We start from the raw sequence: 20,269 nt of genomic DNA on the forward strand, positions 1-20,269 counted from the left end.
TAGGGGCACGGCCGGCCGGAAGGAGGCGCGCGATGACCGTGCTGCTACGCGAGGCGATCGGTGATCGGCTCCGCCACGCTCGCACAACCCAACGCCGCACGCTGCGCGAGGTCTCTCGGACCGCCCGTGTCAGCCTGGGGTACCTCTCCGAAGTGGAGCGCGGCCGCAAAGAGGCGTCCAGTGAGCTGCTGGCGGCCATCTGCGAGGCTCTCGACCTGCCACTATCGGAACTCTTGCACCACGTCGCATCGGACATCGGTGCCGTGTCGAAGACTCCGGACACGGTTCCGGACACCGCGGCGGCGGGGAAGATCGAGGGTGGCCGCGTGCTGCCGTCGATGATCTCCGACGACCTGTCCGACCTGCGTCTGCAGCCCGTGCTGTCGCACCGGCTGTCCACGTCCATCGACCAGACGGCGAAGGCGGTCGTCGCCGCGTAGTCCCGATCGCATCGAGGTCGGAAGTTCCCGTGCAACGGGTTGGCTACGTCACGCCGGGTTGCCGCATGCCCGCGCAACATCGCGGGCAGGATTGGCGTCTTGAGGCTGTGCAACGAAGGTCTGAGGGTGACTCAGGGTGAACCCGGATATCTCCCCAGGTTGGTGGAAGCGCAGCCGCACAATTGAGACGATGGATCCAACACCGGCACGGAGAAGGCAGGCGTAGGAGATGGCCAGTCCGTTCGTGAAGTTCTGGAAGTACCTCATGGCTGCGTTCTCGTCGAAGATCGACGAGCACGCCGACCCGAAGGTGCAGATCCAGCAGGCCATCGAGGAGGCCCAGCGGCAGCACCAGGCGTTGTCCCAGCAGGCCGCAGCCGTCATCGGCAACCAGCGTCAGCTGGAGATGAAGCTGAACCGGCAGCTGGGCGAGGTCGAGAAGCTGCAGGCGTCCGCACGGCAGGCGCTGGTGCTGGCCGACGAGGCCCGCGGCAAGGGCGACGAGCAGAAGGCCCAGCAGTTCGAGAACGCCGCGCAGAGCTTCGCCACCCAGCTCGTCACCGCCGAGCAGGGCATCGAGGACCTGAAGACGCTGCACGACCAGTCCCTGCAGGCCGCCGGACAGGCGAAGCAGGCGGTCGAGCGCAACGCGATGGTGCTGCAGCAGAAGCTCGCCGAGCGCACGAAGCTGCTCAGCCAGCTCGAGCAGGCGAAGATGCAGGAGCAGGTCTCCGCGTCGCTGCGGTCCATGACCGAGCTCGCGGCGCCCGGCAACGTGCCGTCGCTCGAAGAGGTCCGCGACAAGATCGAGAAGCGCTACGCGACCGCGATCGGTTCCGCGGAGCTCGCGGGCAACTCGGTGCAGGGCCGCATGCTCGAGGTGCAGCAGTCGACCACGCAGATGGCCGGCTCGTCGCGGCTGGAGCAGATCCGCGCGTCCATGCACGGCGGCTCGGTCGCACCGCAGGTCACCGCGGGTCAGGCGGCGTCGAACAACGCTGCCGCCGGCATCCAGGCCGAGATCCAGCAGCGCGTCGCGCAGGAGCAGAAGACCCAGCAGAACCCCCCGGCACAGGGCTAGTAGAGGAGTTCGACGGTGATGATGGAGCCCCGGAGACGTGCCGACGAGATCATCAACTTCGTCGGTGACAACCTCCGGGGTCACCCGCTCGCCGACCAGGTCCGGAACAAGATCGAGGCCTGGAACGACCCCCGCAGGAAGCTCGACCGCAAGCGTGAGCGCGCCAGCAGCGCGCTGACCGTGTGGGCGATCCTGATCACGATCTTCGGCACGCTCGCCGTCTTCGGGTTCACCGGCGTGCTCGGCACCGCCGTGGGCGTCATGGGCACGCTCGGCGCGGGCGTCATGGGCGTGCTGGCCATCCGCACCGGCCAGAAGATGCGCCAGCTCACCGCCGCCCGGCAGCGCCTCGAGCTGACCATGCCGCCGAAGCGCCCTCCGCTGCCGCCGCACATCTCGGCGGCCCGCATGCCGATGGAGCAGCTGCACTCCGCCGAGGACACGCTCGCGGAGCTGCTGCGCCAGCTCGACTCGTCGGCGCTCACGTCGATGCCGACGTCGTCCATCCAGCACGCCCGTGCGACGAGCGCCGAGGCGTCGGCCGCGATCAGAGCGCTGTCCGCGCAGCTCCAGGGCGTCGAACGGGCCCGCAACACCGCGCCGCCGCTCCAGCGCGCACCGCTGGTCGAGAGCGTCCGGGTGCTGCGCGCTCGCCTCGCCGACGGCGTGGACGGCTACTGTGCGCTAGTGGCCGCCGCGGGCAACGCGCTGGCGGCCAGCACGGCCCAGAACCCCAGGTCGGTGCTGGACGACGCCACGGACCACCTCGCCGGACTCGCCTCCGCCATGCGAGATGTATCAGGCTACTCAGCGTTCTGAGTCACCTTACGTAGCCAGCTTTGCCAAAAGGATCGGCTATCACTGGATCTCACTACGTCTATCGTGTGATTATCAGACCGTTATCTAGCCGTAGCCACTACATGGCGTGGCAGGATCCCTGAGTCGGACAAGGGCTGGTCCGGCTGGGTTTGCCGGGAGGCATTGCGTTGGCGTTGTGGACCGTGCACGGAGACGGTCGGGTTACCGACAGTGAAACCGTCGCACCGCAGGAGCGGCTGAGCTGGCCGCTCACCATCGGGTTCGGCGTGCAGCACCTGATCGCCATGTTCGGCGCCACGGTGCTCGTTCCCCTCGCCACCGGTCTGCCCATCGCCACCACCCTCTTCTTCTCCGGCATCGGCACGCTGCTGTTCCTCGTGATCACCAAGAACCGCGTCCCGAGCTACCTCGGCTCGTCGTTCGCGTTCGTCGCCCCGCTCGTCGCCGCCCGCGAGCAGGGCGTCGCCGCCCAGCTCGGCGGCGTGGTCGCCGCGGGCCTGCTGGTGATCGTCGTCGGCATCGCCGTCAAGGCGCTCGGCGTCCGGATGCTCGAGTCCGTCATGCCGCCGGTCGTCACCGGCGCCGTCGTGATCCTCATCGGACTGAACCTCGCGCACAGCTCGACCAAGCAGTTCGCCCAGCAGCCCGTGCTCGCGGCCGCGACGATGGCCGTCATCCTGGTCGCCGGCGTGCTCGGCCGCGGCCTGGTGTTCCGGATGTCCGTGCTGCTCGGCGTGGTCGGCGTGTGGCTGGGCGGCCTGGCGTTCGGCGCCGTGTCGTCCTCGCGCCTGGACGCGCTGCGCGAGGCCGCGTGGCTCGGCCTGCCGCAGCTGCAACGCCCCGAGCTGCGCCCGTCCGTCGTGCTGCTGGTGCTGCCCGTGGTGATCGTGCTGGTCGCTGAGAACGTCGGCCACGTGAAGGCCGTCGCCGCGCTGACCGGCCGCAACCTCGACGGCAGCATCGGTGACTCGATCATCGCCAACGGCCTGTCGACGACGCTGGCCGGTCTCGGCGGCGGTAGCGGCACCACCACGTACTCCGAGAACATCGGCGTCATGGCGGTCACCAAGGTGTACTCGACGGCCGCCTACGCGTTCGCCGCCGGGTTCGCCGTGCTGCTGTCGTTCTCGCCCAAGTTCGCCGCGTTGCTCGGCACCATCCCGGCCGGGGTGCTCGGTGGGGCCACGCTCGTGCTCTACGGGCTCATCGCGTTGATCGGTGTGCGGATCTGGATGGAGAGCGAGGTCGATCTCACCAACCCCGCCAACGCGCTCGTCGGCGGCGCGGCGATCGTGGCCGGAGTTGGGGATCTGACGCTGACCATCGGCACGCTCGACATGGGTGGCCTCGTGTGGGGCTCGCTGCTGATCGTGATCCTGCACCCGGTGATGCGGTGGTTGCGGGCTGCTCAGCGCCAGACCGGGTGACCTACCGCGGCTTCGACGCCGAACTGCTCGAACAGCTCGACGACTCGCACCGCACCTACCTCCTGCAGCACGTCCTCCGGGCGATCGAGCCCGCGTCGATGCTGAGCAAGCACGTCAGCTCCGCGGGTGGTCTCGCCACCGAGCTTCCCCGGCTGGCCGCCGCCCGGCGCAGCCACGAGCGGCGCGGACAGCCCCAGGCCAGGCTCCTGGGCAGGCTCGGCGACCAGGCGGACCGCTCCGTCGCCGAGCTGACCGCTCTGTGGCCCGGGAACCCGCTCGCGGGTGGCATCCCCGACGCTCTCGACGCCCTGCTGCCGGACGTGGAGCGGTTCCTCACCGACGAGTTCCTCGTCGCGTGGGAGCACGACCCCGGCTGGCCGAAGCTGGTGCGGCTCGGCGACGAGCTGGCCTGCCTGGTCGCCACCACCGGCCGTGATCCGGAGACGCTGCAGCGCGACCTGACGAACGTGGCGCGCGGGCACGGCGATGCCGCTGCCTTCCTCGACGCCCTGCTTCCGCCACACCGGGCCTACCAGGTCGCGTGCGTCGTGCGCGGCGCCGAGCACCTCGACGAGCTGGCGGCGTTCGAACCGACCGCGCGACAGGAACCGCTGAAGCACGCCCACCGGCTCGGCTTCGGCCCCGCGACGCAGCGGCTGCGCGCGTTCCTCGACGGTGTCGAGCCCGGCGGGTGCGTCGTGATCATCGAAACCCGTGCGCCGGACAAGCCGTCGGCGGCACGGATGGTCCGCAGGCGCCTCACCGAGCTGCTCGACCAGTACGTCGCGGGACACCGGCTGCTGACGTTGGCGCTGCACCCGGAGACCGTGGTGTGCAGAGCGGGCGAGCTGGACACCCTGCGGTTCCGGGTGCCGGTCGGCAACACGACCCGAGCCAGGCCCCTCGTGCTCGGTGCGCCGGACGAGCTGCTCGGTGCGTTGCGCATGGCGCATCAGGCCCGCGCGACGGACTCGCCGACCACGGCCATCGCGCTCGCCTGGTCCGCGCTGGAGGCGTGTGGGGTGGAACGCGACCCACTCGCGAAGGCGCTGGCGCTGCAGGTGCTGCGGCAGCAGGTCGCGGACACGCGGCACCTGGTGCACCAGTCCGTGACCGCGTTCGAGCGCACCGCCCGCAAGCGGGCCGCCCGAGCCGACGCGGTGCTGCGCTCGCTCACCGGTGACCACCCCGAGGTCGGCGCCCGCCGTGCGGAGGCGCTGCGGCGCAAGGCGGACGCCGACGCCGAGGTGGCGCGGATCGAGGCGGAGCTGGTGGCGGCGCTGGACCGGATCGCCGAGGAAGCGCCGGTCGACGCGTTCCACAACGTGGTGGACCTCAACGCGTGGTTCCGCATGCTGCGCCGCGGCGAGGAGTTGGTGCCGCGGCTGCACCCGCTCGCGCGGCGGCAGGTCGCCGAGTGGCGCGACGCCGTGGCGGGGGAGTGGCTCGAGTGTCAGCGGCACCGCCTGCTCCGCGTGCTCGACGCCGTCTACGCGACGCGCAACCAGTCGCTGCACTCGGGAGTGTTCCGCGCCGAGGGCGACACGGTGCTCGGCGTCGGCGCGGTGATGGTGGTGGACCTGACGCTGGAGGTGCTGGGCAACTGGTACCGGCGCTCGCGCACGGACCGGGCGCCGAGCGCGGTGATCAGGAGATTGGCCGCCCGTTACGACGCGGTGGGCGGCTTCGACGAGCTCGACCTCGTGCGGCTGACCAGCCCGAGGGAAGGTGAGTAGGAGGCGTCTTGCCGTTGGACGACTCGCGGGCGAGGCCGGGACTCGAACCCGGCGTCTCCTCCTGGCTCCCAGCGTACCGGTCCACCCGGTCGTGTGGTTTTGCAAATGTCCCGCCGTGCGATCCCTTCGTGGGAACGACGAAACGGGGTGGGTCTCGATGGTGCTGGCGGCGTACTACACGGTGCTGATGACCGCGTGCGTGGTCATCGCGGGCAGCCTCGCGGCATCCAGGATCAGGCTGCTGCGCGACCGCAGGACGCGTCCGTGAGCCTGCTCGGGGTGCTGATGGTGGTGCTGGCCATCGTCGGTGTGACGCGGGTCTGCGTGGTGCTCGTCGCCGCGGACCTCTACGACCTGTCGCTCTCGCGCGCCGAGCAGACACCGGAGTACCGCCCGCGCGTGTGGGTCGTGATTCCGGCGTACAACGAGGAGCTCTGCGTGGTGCGGGCCGTCCGGTCGGTGCTCGCGAGCGACTACGCCGACGTCCGGGTCGTCGTGGTCGACGACGGTTCCACGGACCGGACGCGGGAGGTGCTCGGCGAGGTCGACGATCCGCGGTTCACCGCGGTCAGCCAGCCGAACGCGGGCAAGGCCGCCGCGATCAACGCCGGGGTGCGCGACCACGTCGGCGACGGCCTGCTGATGGTGCTGGACGCGGACTCCATGCTCACGAAGGGCGCGATCACCAAGATGGTCGCCCACTTCGCGGACGAGCGGGTGCTCGCGGCCGCGGCCAACGTCAAGATCCTCGCGCCGCGCGGGGTGCTGGGGTGGGTGCAACGGCTGGAGTACGCGGTCGTGCACCGGCTCAAGCAGGGCTACACGGTGTTCAACTGCGAGTACGTGATCGGGGGTGTCGGCTCGGCGTTCCGCACGGAGATCGTGCGCAGGTGCGGGCTGTTCGACTGCGACACGCTCACCGAGGACATCGACTTCTCGATGAAGATCCTCGCCAGGGTGGGCAATCTTCAATGGCGCATCGTGTTCGCCGCGGACGTGGTCGCGCTGACGGAGGCGGTGCCGTCGCTGAAAGGCCTGCTGCGGCAGCGGTTCCGGTGGAAGTTCGGGCGCCTGCAGGCGTTCGCGAAGCACCGCGAGCTGTTCTTCAGCAGGCGGCCCGAGCACTCGCGGCTGCTGTCGTGGCTGCACCTGCCGTACACGGCGGCGGGGGAGGTGCTGGTGCTGCTGGAACCGCTGTTCCTGTACGTCGTGGTCAGCGCGACCGCGCGCACCGGGTGGTTCGTCGGTGTCGGGTTGTTGTGCGCGGTGTACTCGGGGGTCGCGCTGTTCACGGTGCTCGGCGACCGGACCGAGCCGGTCAGGGACAAGCTGCCGCTGCTCGCGCTGGTCCCGGTCGCCTACCCGCTGCTGATGGTGATCGTGGTGGTCGACTTCTCCGCGGTGCTCAGGTCCGCCGCCATGTTCCTTCGCCAGCACCGGCCGGCGAGCCGGTGGGAGCACGTGGAGCGCACGGGCCTCACAGTGCCTGGTTGATGCGCCTGACCAGGCCGGGGCCCTCGTAGATGAACCCGGTGTAGATCTGCAGCAGGCTGGCGCCCGCGTCGAACATGCGCAGCGCGTCCTCGGCCGACGCGATGCCGCCGACGCCGATGATCGGCAGCTTGCCGTCGGTCTCCTTGCTGACGAACCGGACGACCTCGCGGGCCCGTTCGGTCAGCGGCCGGCCGCTCAGGCCGCCCGCCTCCGGCGCCAGCGCCTGGTCGGCGGGGGCCAGCCCGTCGCGGCTCAGCGTCGTGTTGGTGGCGATGATCCCGGCGATGCCGTTGTCCGAGCACACCTGCAGCACCTCGGCGATCGCCGTGTCCGAGAGGTCCGGTGCGATCTTCACCAGGATCGGCTTGCGCGGCTGGCCCAGTGCCAGCTCGGTGGCCGTCGCGGTGAGCTCCTGGAGCAGCTCGTCGAGCGCGGTCTTGTCCTGGAGGCTGCGCAGGCCGGGCGTGTTGGGGGAGCTGACGTTGATCGCGAAGTAGTCGCCGAAGCGGTAGAGGGCGCGCAGCGACTGCCGGTAGTCGTCGACGGCCTCCTCGACCGGCGTGACCTTGGACTTGCCGATGCTGATGCCCAGCGGCACCTTCAGCCGCAGCCCGTCGAGCTTCGCCGCGAGCTCCTGCGAGCCCGCGTTGTTGAAGCCCATCCGGTTGATGATCGCTTCGCTGTCGCGCAGCCGGAACAGGCGGGGGCGGGGGTTGCCGGGCTGCGGGTGGCGGGTGACCGTGCCGACCTCGACGAAGCCGAACCCCAGCGCGGGCCACGCGGGCAGCGCGCGACCGTCCTTGTCGAGCCCAGCGGCCAGGCCGACCGGGTTGGGGAACCGGACGCCGAACACCGTGCGCGGGTTGTTGTCGGCCGTGCTGAACCGCATCAACGGGCTCAGTCGCGCGAGCGTGTTGAGCGTCGTCTCGTGCACCCGCTCGGCGTCACCACCGTGCAGGCGGAACAACGCCTTCCGTACCACCTGCTTGTAGACCACAGGGGTGAAGCCTAAGCCCTCCCGCCGCCGATCTTGGGCTTGGGCACCTTGACGGTCTTGGCCTCGTCGATCGGTATCACGGGCGCCACGTGCTGGCGGAACTTCACCGGCAGCCTGCGCAGCCCGCGGATGTTGACGCTGACCCGCCACTCCAGCTGCTGCGCCGGGTCGAGCGCGAGTCCGGGGCACCGCTCCAGCAGCGACCGGAACGCGATCTCGGCCTCCAGCCGCGCGAGCGGAGCCCCGATGCAGAAGTGGACGCCGTGCCCGAACGCCAGGTGCTGGCGGTCGGCCCGCTCGATGTTGAGCTGGTCGGCGCGTGGGAACCGTTCGGGGTCGTGGTCGGCGGACGCCAGCGACAGCAGCACGATGTCGCCCGCCGGGATCTCCACGCCGCCGATGGTCAGCCCCGGCTTCGCGAACCGCAGCGTGGCGTGCGAGGTGGGGCCGTCGAACCGCAGGAACTCCTCGATCGCGCCGGGCAGCAACGACGGCGCGTTGCGCAGCAGCTCCAGTTGCTCGGGGTCGCGCAGCAGGGCCAGCGTGCCGTTGCCGATCAGGTCGATGGTCGTCGTGTATCCGGCCACCAGCAGCAGGAACGCCAGCGACACCAGCTCCTGGTCGGTCAGCGCGTCCTCACCGGTGGCGCGGGCGAGCGAGCCGAGAAGGTCCTCGTCGCCGGTGCCGCGCTTGTGCGCGACCAGGTCCGCGAGGTACCCGCTGGCCTCGGTGTGGATCTGCGGTGCCAGCTCGTGGTCGCCCTCGCGCACGCCGGTGACGACGTCCGCCCAGTACCGGAAGTTCTCCTGGTCGACATCGGGCACGCCGAGCAGCTCCATGACCACCGTGATCGGCAGCGGCGCCGCGAAGTCCTCGATCAGGTCCGCCTGGCCCTTGGGCACCATCGCGTCCAGCAGCGAGTCGGTGACCTGCTGGATGCGCGGCCGCAGCGCGGCGATGCGGCGCGGGGTGAACTCGCGGCTCACCGCCCGGCGCAGCCTGCCGTGATCCGGCGGGTCGCTCATCAGCATGTGCTGCGACACGTCGCTGAACCAGCCGGCCTGGACGAAGGGGAACGCCCGTGCCGCCTCGCCCGCGCTCGACCCGTGCGACGACAGCAGGGGGTCGCCGAGTGCCGCCTTGACGTCCCGGTACCGGGTGACGAGCCACATGGGCATGCCGAAGATCTCGACCTGGTGCACGGGGCTCTGCTCGCGCAACGCGGCGAGCGTCCCGTAGGGATCTTCGGTGAACCCCGGACGAAGAGCATCCAGATTGACGGCCATGTCCGAGGACACGAACGCCAGTGCGATCCGGTTCACCCGTTCTGGCAAGTCGGACAGAAATACGCCACCCGCTCCTGCACGCCGGACCCCTGGGTGCCCCCTTTCACCCGTGTGCCGCACCGCAGGCACGGCCGACCGGCGCGTCCGTACACGTAGTGCTGGTTGCGGGGGTCACCGGTGGTGATCTGCTCTGGCCGCCACCTGTTGGCCATCAACAGCTTCCGCGACAACGACACGGCGCGCCGGGCGTCCACGGCGGACACCGGCGCCCACGGCGACGCGCCGAGCAGGAAGCACACCTCGGTCTTGTAGATGTTGCCGACACCCGCCATCACGCGCTGGTCCAGCAGTGCCAGCCCGATCTCGCGGTCCGGCTCGGCGACCAGCCTGGACACCGCCAGATCGGCGTCGAAGTCCTCAGCCAGCAGGTCCGGTCCGAGGTGGCTGATCAGCTGGTCCTCGTCCGAAGTGGGCAGCAGCTCCAGGTCGTGCAGCGCGAACCCGATGGCCTGCCGGTCGTCCACCTCGAACACCGCGCGGGCCTGGTGCGCGGGCCGCCGCCACTTCTCGCCCGGCCGGTAGAGGTGCCACGCGCCGTCCATCCGGAAGTGGCTGTGCAGGCTGAGCTCCGACGAGAACCGGGTGAACATCCGCTTGCCGTACGAGCGGACACCGAGAACGGTCAACCCGGACAGTTCCGCAGTGGACAGACGAGGGTGGCGCAGCTCGGCGCGCAGCAACGTCTTCCCCGCCAGCGCGTCGTGCATGCGCCGGGCGGCGAGGAAGACGGTGTCACCCTCAGGCATCCACCGCTTCCTGGATCTCCTCGTCGTCGAAGTCGTCGTGCACCGGACGGCGCCTGCTGCGCGAGACCCGCAGGATGCGCGCGAGCAGCAGGTTGAACGCCAGCGCCACCTCGCGCGCGCCGGGCGTGCCCCACTCGTGGATCGGCATGCACGCGCCCTGCGCCTGCTGCACCGCGAGCCGGTCCGGCAGCGCCACCGGCATCACCAGCGGGCCGAAGATGTCGCGCAGCTCCTCGATGCGGAACTGGTGCTCGTGGGAGCGCGGCCGCACCCGGTTGACCACGACGCCGAGCGGCTGGAGGTCGTTGTTGTTGTCCCGCTCGTTCTGCACCGCCTCGAACGCCCGCTGCACGCCCGCGACGGCGAACATCGTCGGCTCGGTCACCAGCAGCGCGCGGTCGGCGGCGACGAGCGCGGAGCGGGTCAGCTGGCCGAGCGACGGCGGGCAGTCCAGCAGGATCAGCTGGTACGGGAACTCGTCGTACATGTCGCGCAGGGTGCGCAGCGCGTCGCGGAGCTTGCCGAGGCGCGACTCACCCGGATCCGGGTGGTTCAGCAGCTCGGCGCTCTCGGAGCCGGACAGCACGTCGACGCCGTCGCCCCAGCGGCTGGGCTTGATCGCTTTCTCCAGGTTCTCCTCTGAGGGGTCCTGGAGCACGTCGTAGATGCTCGCCTCGGTGTCGTCGGGTTCGAGCGTCGACGTGGCGTTGCACTGCGGATCGAGGTCGATCACCAGCGTCCGGACGCCTCGGCGGAGTGCGGCCGAAGCGAGGCCGAGCACCACCGTCGTTTTACCGACACCACCCTTGAGGCTGAGCACGGAGACCGTATGCACAGGGTGCAGCCTACGGTCTCTACTCTTGAGTGCCATGCGACCGGACGCCGTACACAGGGTGCTCGACACCGAGCTGGCCGCCGCACGCGAACGCCGGGGCGGTGACGCACCCCGCGTGCTGGACGTCGGCGGTGGCAGCGGCGTGTGGGCCGTGCCGCTCGCGGCGGCCGGATGCCACGTCACGGTCGTGGAACCGAGCCCGAACGCGCTGGCCACGCTGCACAGCCGCGCCCGCGACGCGGGCGTGACGATCGAGGCGGTCCAGGGCGACACGGACGCGCTCGGCGACCTGGTGCCCGCCGGGGCCGCGGACCTGGTGCTCGGGCACGGCCTGCTGGAGATCGTCGACGACGCGGAGGCCGGTCTGCGGGCGCTCGCGCTCGCCGTCGCGCCCGGCGGCGCGGTCTCGGTGCTGGTCGCGAACCGGTACGCCGCGATCCTGCACCGCGCCATCGCGGGCCGGATCGTCGACGCCCGCCGCCTGCTGGACGACGACGCCGGTCAGCTCGCCGGGTCGCGCGACCCGTTGGTGCGCCGGTTCGACGTGGCCGGGCTGGAGGCGCTGGTCGAGAAGGTGGGCCTCACCGTCGAGGTGCTCCAGGGCCACGGCGTCGTGTCGGACCTGGTGCCGGGCGTCGTGCTGGACGCGAACCCCGGCGCGGCGGAGGCGCTCGCCCAACTGGAACTGGAGGCGGCCACTCGTTCGCCGTTGCGCGACGTGGCCGCTCGGCTGCACGTGCTGGCCCGACGATGATCCTGTCCGTTGACTGTCGGCTGCCTTTGGGCGATTGACCTCCCGTTTCGATCTTGCTGCACTGGTGACGCGTAAACCGCCAACCGAGTGACGACTCGGGCAGGCGGGTTCTCACTCCAGCGAAGGAGCGTGAGCGTTGACGGTCGCGCGGCTGAAGCTGTTGCCACCTGAACTGCTGCCCGCGAGCATCACCGACGCGGCGAGGCGGTTCGCCAGGCTGGGCCTCGACGACCGCGTTCTGCACAACCAGGACCGCATCTGGGTGCGTGCGGCGCTCGCCGGCGACGGACTCGTCGAGCGCACCCCGGTGCTCGTGTCCGCCGACGCCGACGACGACCGGCTCGGCATCGTCCGGGTCGGTGGTGACGAGGGCGCCGTGTTCCTCAGCGGCGTGCTGGTGGCCTACCTGGATGTGATGGACCACATGCGGCCCTCCTCCGAGCTCATGCTGGCGGCGAGCGCCCTGTTCGACTTCGCGCTGGGCCGGTCGACGGCGTTGCGCACCGATCCGGGCAACCGGGAGTACCGGGGCCTCGCGGGGGACCGGCTGTACTGCGCGCTCACCCAGGCGCTGGCGTTCGCGGTGGCCGGGAAGCGGCGCGACGACGGCCAGGACTGGGACGTGCTCGTCACGACGCTGGCCCGCAGCGCGCGCGCCGCGATCGTGCTGTGCGAGGACAAGCCGCCGATGTCCCGCGACCACCGGCACCTGCAGACGCTGCCCGGCGGCGACATCGTGGCCACACTGGGCGTGTGACCGGACCCTTCTACGACGACCTGGCGGCGACCTACCACCTGATGTTCGCGGACTGGGACGCCAGCATGGCGTACCAGGCCTCCGCGCTGGGCGACGTCATCGGTCCGGGCCGGGTGCTCGACTGCGCGTGCGGCATCGGCACGCAGGCGATCGGACTGGCGCTGCGCGGGCACGAGGTGGTCGGCACCGATCTGAGCCCCGTGGCGGCCGCTCGGGCGTCGCAGGAGGCGTCTCAGCGGGGTGTGCGGGTGCTCACAGCCGCGGCGGACATGCGGGCGCTGCCGTTCCGCGACGGGGAGTTCGACGTCGTGCTCGCGGCCGACAACGCGCTGCCCCACCTGCTCACGCCGGAGGACGTGCTGGCCGCGTTGCGCGAGATGCGCCGGGTGCTGCGCCCCGGCGGCAGGCTCGTGCTGACCGTCCGCGACTACGACGCGGTGCTCGCCGATCGGCCGCTGGCCACGTCCCCTCAGGTCGGCCCTGGCCGGGTGGTGACCTTCCAGCTCTGGCACTGGGACGGCGACCACTACGACCTTGAGCACTTCCAGCTGCACGAAGGCGAGTCGTGGCGCGCCGAAGTACGCCGGACGACCTACTGGGCGATCACCCGTGCGGAACTCACCGGATTGGTGGAACGGGCGGGTTTCGATTACTCGGAGTGGCCCCTCACCGCCTACTACCAACCTGTGCTCCGTGCCACTAAAGGGTGAACCTCGTTTGCTTTCGAAACAACTTCCTACTTTCCGCATAAGGAAGGCGGTGCCACACGTCACACATGCGGAGACACCTGAAAGCAGGGGGCGCCGCCCATGGAGAGCTCGGACTTATCGGACAGACTCGTGGCGATGGCCGTCGAGGGCGATCGTCGGTCAGTCGAACGACTGTTGACGCTGGTCAGGCCGCTGATCGTGCGGTACTGCCGCGCGCGCGTGGGGCGGTTCGACCGGTCGTTCACGTCGGCTGACGACGTGGCGCAGGAGGTCTGCATGGCGGTGCTGACCGCGCTGCCGAACTACCGCGAGCAGGGGCGCCCCTTCCTCGCCTTCGTCTACGGCATCGCGGCGCACAAGGTCGCGGACTCGCACCGCGCGGCCGCGCGCAACCGCTCCGAGCCCGTCGACGAGGTCCCGGATGGTCCCGAACTGGGTCCCGGGCCCGAGCAGAGCGCGCTGCGGGGTGAGCTCTCCGAGCAGATGGCCGAACTGCTGCGGCTGCTGCCGGAGAAGCAGCGGGAGATCCTCGTGCTGCGGGTGGTCGTCGGACTGTCCGCCGAGGAGACCGCGGAGGCCGTCGGATCGACCCCCGGCGCGGTCCGGGTGGCCCAGCACCGAGCACTCGGCAGGTTGCGCAAAGAGGTCGTTCCCGAGCAAGTGAGTGCTTCGACCGGGTGAAAGTTGTTTGCTTTCGAAACTAGTTCGTCAACTGACGTGGGGTAAGTGGTCCCAAACGACATTAGGTATGGCGCAAGGTGCAAAACCGCTGCCGACCCAGGGACCCCGTTGCATGGACGACTTAGCCGACCGGCTGCACGCGGACGCCGTGTTCGTCCAGCACTTCCGCGAGCGCGGACTCGCCGAGCCCGCCTGGCAGGTGTACCGCGACCAACTTCTCGGGTACGGCCTGACGATCGTTACAAGGCTGGTCGAGTCGGGTGCGATGTTCGCCAGGTGCCGCAGGCGCGGGATGAGCCTGCACCAGCAGCCGATCGGGCCGGACGAGACCGACGACCTCGCCAGCGAGGTGCTCTGGGCGGGCTACGAACTGTTCGTCAACGAGGGCCTGCTGGGCGGCCGCTGGTCCGCGGAGCGCGGCCAGCCGCTCAACGAGTACTTCGTGAACGCGTGCGTGCTGTCGTTCCCCAACATCTACCGGCGCTGGCAGCACAGCCGCAGGGGCTGGGGCGAGGTCCAGCTGCTCGGCGTGTGGTCGCAGGTCGAGCAGGTCGCGGCCACCGCGACGCCGGAGGACACGGTGCTGGCGCGCGCCGTGGTCTCCGCGGTGTTCCAGGAGCTCGGTGCGAACGCCCACGCACTGCTGATCCTCGCCGAGCAGGGCTACTCGCACGCCGAGATCGCCGAGATCATGCGCCTCACCCCACGTGCTGTCGAAGCGCGGATCCGCCGCGCCCGCAAGACCGCCCGCGAGCTCCCGGACGGAGAACGATGACCGCCGCCGACCTGTCCGGAACCCTCCTGCCGGAGGCCAAGCACCGCCGGATCCCCGATCCGCTCGGCACGCTCGAGGAGTCCTCGCTCGGTGGCGAGGTCGCCTCGGCGCTCGCGAGCAAGGCCGACAGCGCCCGGCTCGAAGAGCTGGTCGAACGCGCCACCGCGCACAGCGAGGCGCGCCGCAGGCCCGTCGAGTCGCCACCCGTCACGCAGCTGTCGAACAGCCCCGAGGAAGCCGCCGCGCTCGTGCGTGCCGCGATCGGTGGCGACCGGCGGGCGGTGGAGCGGCTCCTCCAGTCGATCCGGCCGCTGGTCGTCCGGTACTGCCGTGCCCGCGTGGGGCGTCAGGAGCGGTCGTTCGCGTCGGCGGACGACGTGGCGCAGGAGGTGTGCCTGGCCGTGCTGACCGCGCTGCCCGGCTACCGCGAGCAGGGCCGTCCGTTCCTCGCGTTCGTCTACGGGATCGCGGCGCACAAGGTCGCGGACGCGCACCGGGCGAGCGCGCGCAACAAGGTCGAGTCGATGTGGGAGCTGCCGGACGGGCCGGAGAAGTCCGCCGGTCCCGAGCTGCGCGCCATGCAGGGCGAGCTGTCCGACCAGATGGGCGCGCTGCTGCGGAACCTGCCCCCGAAGCAGCGGGAGATCGTGGTGCTGCGGGTGGTCGTCGGGCTGTCGGCGGACGAGACGGCCGAGGCGGTCGGGTCGACGCCCGGCGCCGTGCGGGTCGCGCAGCACCGCGCGTTGGCGGCGCTGCGCAAGGCGCTGGAGAGCCAGGATGATCAAGATCAGTGACGCCACCGGGTGACGTTCGCGATGCCCTGCGGGCTCGCGTCCTTGTAGCGCTCCATCTCGCCGCGTCGCACGTCCACGATCGTCGCGGCGAGCTCGGCGCCGAACGTCTCGGTGAGCACGTCGTCCTTTTCGAACTCCGCGACGGCTTCGGCCAGTGACGTGGGCAGCCTGGGCACGCCCTCGATCGACACCGGGTCGACGACGACGGGCTCGGGGAGCTTCGCCTGCTCGGCCAGGCCGGCCGCGCCCGCGCCCAGCACGCCGGCGATCACCAGGTAGGGGTTCGCGGTGAGGTCGAAGCACTTCACCTCGAGGTTCGCGTGCGGCCCCTCGATCATCCGCAGCGCGGTCTCCCGGTTCTCGGTGCCCCACGCGACGTACGCGCCCGCCCAGTGCGACGGCACGAGACGCAGGTAGCTCGCGAGCGACGGGCAGCCGACCGCGCACAGGCCGCGCAGGTGCGCCAGCACGCCCGCGCTGAACGACTCGGCCTCCGGAGTCATCCCGACGAACAGGTTCTGCTCGCCCTTCCACAGGCTCAGGTGGAGGTGGCCGCCGTTGCCGACGCCGCCGACGACGACCTTGGGGGAGAAGGACGCGCGCATGCCGTGGCGCGCCGTGATGGCCCGGATGGTCTCCCGGACGAGCACCGCCGTGTCCGCCGCGGCGACCGGGTCCTCGGGTGCCGTGGAGATCTCGAACTGGCCGGCCGCGTACTCGGGGTGCAGCTGGAGCACCACGACGTCCTGCTGGTCGAGCGCGCGCAGCAGGTCCGCGCAGTAGTCCGACATCTCGATCTGGCGGGTGTGCCCGTACGCGGGACCGGTGGTGGCGGGCACGAAGTCGTCGGTGTCCGCCTTGCCGATCACCCACTCGATCTCGAACCCGGCCTTGGCCGTGCAGCCCTGCTCGGCGAGCTTCGCGGTGGCCCGCTTGGCGGCGCCGCGCTGATCCATCACGTACGGCGTGCCGTCCTGGAGGTGGCGGTCGGCGGGCGCCCACGCCCAGCCGGGCTGGCCGGCGAGCACGGTGATCCGGTCGAGGTCGGGGTGCAGCCGCAGGTCGCCGACCGGGCCGCCGGCGTGGCGCCCGGTGATGATCCAGTCGTCGAAGAGGAAGGCGTCGAACACCGGCGACGCACCGACACCCCACGCGGCCGCGTGGGCGAACCGGCGCAGCGGCACGGATTTCACCCTGGTGATCCCGCTGTTGTCGACCCAGGTGAGCGCTACCGCGGCGACGTCGCGCGCGTTGAGTCCGTCGAACAGCTCCGTCGCCCGGTCGAAGAGCTGGTCCCGTTCCGCAGAGTCCATGATGCTTACGGTATGGGCATCCTGCCGTTCGTCGCTGAACTCGGCCTCGTGGATCACCACTGCCACGGCGTGCTGCGGACCGACAGCACGCGTGAGGAGTTCGAGTCGCTGCTCACCGAGGCCGCCGCGCCAGCGCCGGGCACCACCCTGTTCGACTCGGCGGTCGGGTTCGCCGTGCGGAAGTGGTGCGCGCCGCTGCTCGACCTGCCCCGGCACGTGTCGCCGGAGGCGTACCTCGAACGGCGCAACTCGTTGCACATCACCGAGGTGTCGCGGACGTTCCTGACCGCGACGGGCACACTGGCCTACCTGGTGGACGGCGGCTTCCAGCCCGACCGGCTGCTGTCGTTCCGCGAGCTGGGCGACCTGGGTGACGGTGCGGAGGCGCACGAGATCGTGCGGCTGGAGACGCTGGCGGAGGAGGTGCGCGCGTCGGGAGCCGGGCCTCGTGCGTTCGCCGACGCGGTGCGCGCCCAGCTCGACGCGTCGTCGGCGGTCGGTGCGAAGTCCGTTGCGGCGTACCGGATCGGACTGGCTCTGGAGGGCTCGCGTCCGTCCGATGAGGATGTTGCCCGCGCGGTGCACGGGTGGTCCGGTGAGCGTTGTGCGTCCGAGGTGCTGACCCGGTTCCTGGTGTGGGAGGCGATCGAACGCCGTCTGCCGGTGCAGTTCCACGTCGGCTACGGCGACTCGGACGCGTCACTTCACCGCTGCGATCCGTTGCTGCTGACGGACTTCCTGCGTGCGACGGAGTCCCGTGGTGTGCCGATCCTGTTGCTGCACAACTACCCGTTCCACCGCAACGCGGGTTACCTGGCGCAGGTGTTCACGCACGTGTACTGCGACCTCGGGCTCGCGACGCATGCGTTGGGGCATCAGGCTTCCCGCGTGTTCGCCGAGGCGCTGGAGATCGTGCCGTTCGGCAAGTTCCTGTACTCGTCGGACGCGTTCGGCCTGCCCGAGCTCTACTACCTCGGCGCGCTGCTGTTCCGGCGCGCGCTGTCGGACTTCCTGGCGTCGGGCATGAAGCAGAACGCGTTCACCGAGTCGGACGCCGTGCGGATCGCCCACCTGGTCGCGTCGGACAACGCCCGGCGCGTGTACGGCCTGTAGGATGTTCGAACTGGCGTTCGATCATGTTGGGTGGCTGCCGTGGGACGGAGCGGGAACCTGCCGCGCGGGCTGGTCGACCGCTTCCGCGCACGTGACGGCGTGTGGCCGGACGACACAGGCTGCCCGATGCTGCACGTCGACATGGACGCCTTCTACGCGTCCGTGGAGATCCGCGAACGTCCTGAGCTCGCCTCGGTGCCGGTCGTGGTCGGCGGAGTCGGCGGCCGCGGCGTCGTCTGCTCGGCGAACTACCTGGCCCGCGAATACGGCGTCCGTTCGGCGATGCCCACCGCGCACGCGCGCAGGCTGGCCCCGCACGCGGTGTTCCTGCCGCCCCAGTTCTCGCTGTACTCGGAGACCTCCCGCGGTGTGATGGCGATCTTCCGCGACATCACGCCGCTGGTGGAGCCGCTGTCACTGGACGAGGCGTTCCTCGACGTGGGTGGCGCGTTGCGGCGGCTGGGCCTGACGTCCGCCGGCGTGGGTGAGCTGGTCCGCGAGCGCGTGTACGAGGCGCACCAGATCACGTGTTCGGTGGGTGTGGGGCCGACGAAGTTCCTCGCGAAGCTCGCGTCCGGCATGTGCAAGCCGGACGGCATGATGGTCGTCCCGCGCGGCGCGGTGCTGGACTTCCTGCACCCGCTGCCGGTGTCCGCGCTGTGGGGCGTGGGCGCGAAGACCGCCGCCCGCCTGGAGCAGGTGGGCCTGGAGACCGTCGCCGACGTGGCCGCGACCCCGTTGCCGCGCCTGCGTCGCATGATCGGTGTCGCGCTGGCCGAGCACCTGCACGCGCTGTCGCAGGGCCACGACGATCGCAAGGTGGTGCCGGAGTACCGCGAGAAGTCCGTCGGCGCCGAGGAGACCTTCGAGGTCGACCACTACGACCGTTCGCTGCTGCGCCGCGAGCTGTTGCGGCTCGCTGAGCGCTCGGCGGGTTCGTTGCGCGCCAAGGGCTTGCGCGGCCGCACCGTGTCGATCAAGGTGCGTTTCTCGGACTTCACCACCATCACTCGTTCGCGAACGTTGAGCGTGCCGACGGACGTGACGCAGGAGGTGTACCGGACGGCCGCCGAGCTGCTGGAGACCCAGGTGCCCGAGGGCGCGGTCCGGTTGATCGGCGTCCGGGTGGAGCAGCTGATCGAGTCGGACGCGGATGGCGAGCAGCTGATGTTCGACGCGCCCGAGCGCGGCTGGCGTGAGGCGGAACAGGCCGCTGACCAGGCTCGTTCCCGCTTCGGAAACCTGGCGATCCGCCCGGCGTCGCTGCTGGGCGCGACTCCGGAGCGTTCGGGGGAGTTCGAGCCCAAGCCGGAGTGATCTCCCCCGGAAGGCCCAGTGCGGTGCGACGGTTGGTGCGGGCACGCTGAGGTCATGGGTGGTGGCGACACGTTCTGGGGCCTCTTGGGGCCCGCGGACCGTGCGTCCATGCTCGCGGCGGGGGCGATGGTCGAGTTCCCCGCGGACGCGGTGATCTGCCACCAGGGCGACCCGACGCAGAACATCATGGTGGTGTTCAGCGGCCGCGTGCGGGTGAGCGTCGTGCTGGTGTCCGGCGTGGAAGTCGTGCAGGCGGTGCGCGGCCGCGGCGAGATACTCGGCGAGATGGCCGCCGTCGACGGCAGGCCCCGCACCGCGACGCTCCGCGCGCTGGATCCGGTGCGCGGCCTGATGATCTCCGGTATCCGGCTGGCGTCGTTGTGCCAGACGAGGCCGGGCATCGCGTGGGCCATGCTGCACGTCGTGGTGGCGCGCAGCCGTGCGGTGGGCAGCAGGCAGGAACTGCGCGCGGGCCCGCCCCTGCACCGGGTGGCCGCCGCACTGCTGGACGTCGCCTCCCAGGAGTCGGCCGGCGCCTCCCGCGACCTCATCGCCACGGTGCCGCTGACCCAGCGCGAGCTCGCCGGCATCGTGGGGATTTCCCGGGAGACCCTGGTGCGGGTCTTGAAAGTCCTGCGTGACAGGGGAATCATTCACACCCAGCGCAATCGCATCACGATCCTGCGCGAGGATGAACTGCGCCTCCTCTGAGTCATCTGACGCAGACGTATTTTCCGGTCTTGGTTTGACTCTCCTCAGGGTTCGCATCCCACAGAGGAGACGTCATGAACAGCCACCGACTGCCCCAGGAAAACTCCCGCGAGGAGATCCTCCGCGCCCGCCGGAAGTTCACCGAGCAGGTCGTGGTCACCGTCTTGTTCACCGTCGTCGAACTGTGGGCGACCGTCGCCGTCGTCGTCCTGCTCGACGCCACCGGTGTGCTGGCCGTCGCCGCCGCTCTGGCACTCGCCGCGGGCCTCATGTACGTCTACGAGTCCTGGCAGAGCGTCCGCGAGCAGGGCAGGGCACTGCGCTCGATGGAGCTGCCGTCGGCCGAGTCGTTCACCATCGACTACGAGTCCAGCCTCGTTCGGTTGTAGATCAGGCGGCGTGGTCGCGTCGAGGGGTCGCGAC

General features: G+C 70.6%; 21 protein-coding genes. 16 read left to right on the forward strand and 5 right to left on the reverse strand.

The genetic code is table 11. The features are described 5' to 3' along the window. The first annotated feature begins 32 nt into the window (after positions 1-32). The 6 genes from FKR81_RS21170 (at position 33) to FKR81_RS21195 (ending at position 6,997) form a co-directional block, all read left to right on the forward strand. Positions 33-440 (forward strand): helix-turn-helix domain-containing protein, encoded by a 408-nt coding sequence (locus tag FKR81_RS21170; protein ID WP_146353846.1) that lies wholly within the window; start codon positions 33-35, stop codon positions 438-440. A 229-nt stretch (positions 441-669) separates the two neighbouring features. Continuing rightward, positions 670-1,521 carry a PspA/IM30 family protein gene (locus FKR81_RS21175; RefSeq protein WP_146353847.1) on the forward strand — a complete coding sequence of 284 codons (852 nt, stop codon included), beginning with the start codon at positions 670-672 and terminating at the stop codon, positions 1,519-1,521. Positions 1,522-1,539: 18 nt separating this feature from the next. Then, complete coding sequence (gene pspM / locus FKR81_RS21180) at positions 1,540-2,340, forward strand: phage shock envelope stress response protein PspM (protein ID WP_146353848.1); 801 nt, start codon at positions 1,540-1,542, stop codon at positions 2,338-2,340. Positions 2,341-2,507: 167 nt separating this feature from the next. Further along, positions 2,508-3,767 carry a uracil-xanthine permease family protein gene (locus tag FKR81_RS21185; protein WP_146353849.1) on the forward strand — a complete coding sequence of 420 codons (1,260 nt, stop codon included), beginning with the start codon at positions 2,508-2,510 and terminating at the stop codon, positions 3,765-3,767. Then, complete coding sequence (locus FKR81_RS21190) at positions 3,764-5,503, forward strand: hypothetical protein (protein WP_146353850.1); 1,740 nt, start codon at positions 3,764-3,766, stop codon at positions 5,501-5,503. Before FKR81_RS21185 ends, FKR81_RS21190 begins: the two co-directional genes overlap by 4 nt. 264 nt (positions 5,504-5,767) lie before the next feature. Further along, positions 5,768-6,997 (forward strand): glycosyltransferase, encoded by a 1,230-nt coding sequence (locus FKR81_RS21195; protein WP_186763085.1) that lies wholly within the window; start codon positions 5,768-5,770, stop codon positions 6,995-6,997. Here the strand turns inward: FKR81_RS21195 and FKR81_RS21200 are convergent. The 4 genes from FKR81_RS21200 to FKR81_RS21215 are packed head-to-tail and all read right to left on the reverse strand — an operon-like array spanning position 6,981 to position 10,921. After that, complete coding sequence (locus tag FKR81_RS21200) at positions 6,981-7,994, reverse strand: quinone-dependent dihydroorotate dehydrogenase (protein ID WP_146353852.1); 1,014 nt, start codon at positions 7,992-7,994, stop codon at positions 6,981-6,983. The two genes, FKR81_RS21195 and FKR81_RS21200, sit on opposite strands and share 17 nt — an antisense overlap. An 11-nt stretch (positions 7,995-8,005) precedes the next feature. After that, positions 8,006-9,328 (reverse strand): cytochrome P450 family protein, encoded by a 1,323-nt coding sequence (locus FKR81_RS21205; protein ID WP_222598350.1) that lies wholly within the window; start codon positions 9,326-9,328, stop codon positions 8,006-8,008. Further along, positions 9,313-10,086 carry an Fpg/Nei family DNA glycosylase gene (locus FKR81_RS21210; protein WP_146353853.1) on the reverse strand — a complete coding sequence of 258 codons (774 nt, stop codon included), beginning with the start codon at positions 10,084-10,086 and terminating at the stop codon, positions 9,313-9,315. The genes FKR81_RS21205 and FKR81_RS21210 overlap by 16 nt, the downstream gene beginning before the upstream one ends. Further along, a complete protein-coding gene (locus FKR81_RS21215) occupies positions 10,079-10,921 on the reverse strand; it encodes a ParA family protein (protein ID WP_235921676.1) in 843 nt (280 codons plus the stop codon). Before FKR81_RS21215 ends, FKR81_RS21210 begins: the two co-directional genes overlap by 8 nt. A gap of 34 nt (positions 10,922-10,955) precedes the next feature. Between FKR81_RS21215 and FKR81_RS21220 the strand changes: the two genes are divergently transcribed. From FKR81_RS21220 to FKR81_RS21245, 6 genes are all read left to right on the forward strand, one after another. Next, positions 10,956-11,675, forward strand: a complete 720-nt coding sequence (locus FKR81_RS21220; protein WP_146353855.1) for a class I SAM-dependent methyltransferase — start codon at positions 10,956-10,958, stop codon at positions 11,673-11,675. A gap of 136 nt (positions 11,676-11,811) precedes the next feature. Continuing rightward, complete coding sequence (locus tag FKR81_RS21225) at positions 11,812-12,432, forward strand: hypothetical protein (protein WP_146353856.1); 621 nt, start codon at positions 11,812-11,814, stop codon at positions 12,430-12,432. Next, positions 12,429-13,142, forward strand: a complete 714-nt coding sequence (locus FKR81_RS21230; protein ID WP_222598351.1) for a class I SAM-dependent methyltransferase — start codon at positions 12,429-12,431, stop codon at positions 13,140-13,142. The genes FKR81_RS21225 and FKR81_RS21230 overlap by 4 nt, the downstream gene beginning before the upstream one ends. Positions 13,143-13,241: 99 nt before the next feature. Then, entirely contained in the window at positions 13,242-13,823 is a 582-nt protein-coding gene (locus tag FKR81_RS21235) for a sigma-70 family RNA polymerase sigma factor (RefSeq protein ID WP_146353857.1), read from the forward strand. A gap of 112 nt (positions 13,824-13,935) precedes the next feature. Further along, a complete protein-coding gene (locus tag FKR81_RS21240) occupies positions 13,936-14,598 on the forward strand; it encodes an RNA polymerase sigma factor (protein WP_186763086.1) in 663 nt (220 codons plus the stop codon). A 215-nt stretch (positions 14,599-14,813) separates the two neighbouring features. Next, positions 14,814-15,392 (forward strand): sigma-70 family RNA polymerase sigma factor, encoded by a 579-nt coding sequence (locus FKR81_RS21245; protein WP_146353990.1) that lies wholly within the window; start codon positions 14,814-14,816, stop codon positions 15,390-15,392. On the opposite strand, the gene FKR81_RS21250 is transcribed toward FKR81_RS21245, so the two are convergent. Continuing rightward, positions 15,386-16,705 carry a type I glutamate--ammonia ligase gene (locus FKR81_RS21250; protein ID WP_146353859.1) on the reverse strand — a complete coding sequence of 440 codons (1,320 nt, stop codon included), beginning with the start codon at positions 16,703-16,705 and terminating at the stop codon, positions 15,386-15,388. The two genes, FKR81_RS21245 and FKR81_RS21250, sit on opposite strands and share 7 nt — an antisense overlap. Before the next feature lie 12 nt (positions 16,706-16,717). Here FKR81_RS21250 and FKR81_RS21255 point away from each other — a divergent pair, with 12 nt between their 5' ends. The 4 genes from FKR81_RS21255 (at position 16,718) to FKR81_RS21270 (ending at position 20,235) form a co-directional block, all read left to right on the forward strand. After that, positions 16,718-17,818: an amidohydrolase family protein gene (locus tag FKR81_RS21255; RefSeq protein ID WP_146353860.1), complete on the forward strand. Its 1,101-nt coding sequence runs from the start codon at positions 16,718-16,720 to the stop codon at positions 17,816-17,818. Positions 17,819-17,857: 39 nt separating this feature from the next. Continuing rightward, positions 17,858-19,135: a DNA polymerase IV gene (locus tag FKR81_RS21260; protein WP_235921677.1), complete on the forward strand. Its 1,278-nt coding sequence runs from the start codon at positions 17,858-17,860 to the stop codon at positions 19,133-19,135. 54 nt (positions 19,136-19,189) lie between these two features. Next, positions 19,190-19,846 carry a Crp/Fnr family transcriptional regulator gene (locus FKR81_RS21265; protein WP_146353861.1) on the forward strand — a complete coding sequence of 219 codons (657 nt, stop codon included), beginning with the start codon at positions 19,190-19,192 and terminating at the stop codon, positions 19,844-19,846. 74 nt (positions 19,847-19,920) lie between these two features. Next, positions 19,921-20,235, forward strand: a complete 315-nt coding sequence (locus tag FKR81_RS21270; protein ID WP_186763087.1) for a hypothetical protein — start codon at positions 19,921-19,923, stop codon at positions 20,233-20,235. The last annotated feature ends 34 nt before the right edge of the window (positions 20,236-20,269 follow it).

Origin of the sequence: Lentzea tibetensis, from assembly GCF_007845675.1 — a bacterium.
GTDB classification, from domain to species: Bacteria; Actinomycetota; Actinomycetes; order Mycobacteriales; family Pseudonocardiaceae; genus Lentzea; species Lentzea tibetensis.

What these genes read in the sequence shown, in the direction of transcription:
- FKR81_RS21170 (WP_146353846.1), top strand. Translation starts at nt 33, where the DNA reads ATGACCGTGCTGCTACGCGAGGCGATCGGTGATCGGCTCCGCCACGCT.
- FKR81_RS21175 (WP_146353847.1), top strand. Translation starts at nt 670, where the DNA reads ATGGCCAGTCCGTTCGTGAAGTTCTGGAAGTACCTCATGGCTGCGTTC.
- pspM (WP_146353848.1), top strand. Translation starts at nt 1,540, where the DNA reads ATGATGGAGCCCCGGAGACGTGCCGACGAGATCATCAACTTCGTCGGT.
- FKR81_RS21210 (WP_146353853.1), bottom strand. Translation starts at nt 10,086, where the DNA reads ATGCCTGAGGGTGACACCGTCTTCCTCGCCGCCCGGCGCATGCACGAC.
- FKR81_RS21220 (WP_146353855.1), top strand. Translation starts at nt 10,956, where the DNA reads ATGCGACCGGACGCCGTACACAGGGTGCTCGACACCGAGCTGGCCGCC.
- FKR81_RS21235 (WP_146353857.1), top strand. Translation starts at nt 13,242, where the DNA reads ATGGAGAGCTCGGACTTATCGGACAGACTCGTGGCGATGGCCGTCGAG.
- FKR81_RS21240 (WP_186763086.1), top strand. Translation starts at nt 13,936, where the DNA reads ATGGACGACTTAGCCGACCGGCTGCACGCGGACGCCGTGTTCGTCCAG.
- FKR81_RS21250 (WP_146353859.1), bottom strand. Translation starts at nt 16,705, where the DNA reads ATGGACTCTGCGGAACGGGACCAGCTCTTCGACCGGGCGACGGAGCTG.
- FKR81_RS21255 (WP_146353860.1), top strand. Translation starts at nt 16,718, where the DNA reads ATGGGCATCCTGCCGTTCGTCGCTGAACTCGGCCTCGTGGATCACCAC.
- FKR81_RS21265 (WP_146353861.1), top strand. Translation starts at nt 19,190, where the DNA reads ATGGGTGGTGGCGACACGTTCTGGGGCCTCTTGGGGCCCGCGGACCGT.
- FKR81_RS21270 (WP_186763087.1), top strand. Translation starts at nt 19,921, where the DNA reads ATGAACAGCCACCGACTGCCCCAGGAAAACTCCCGCGAGGAGATCCTC.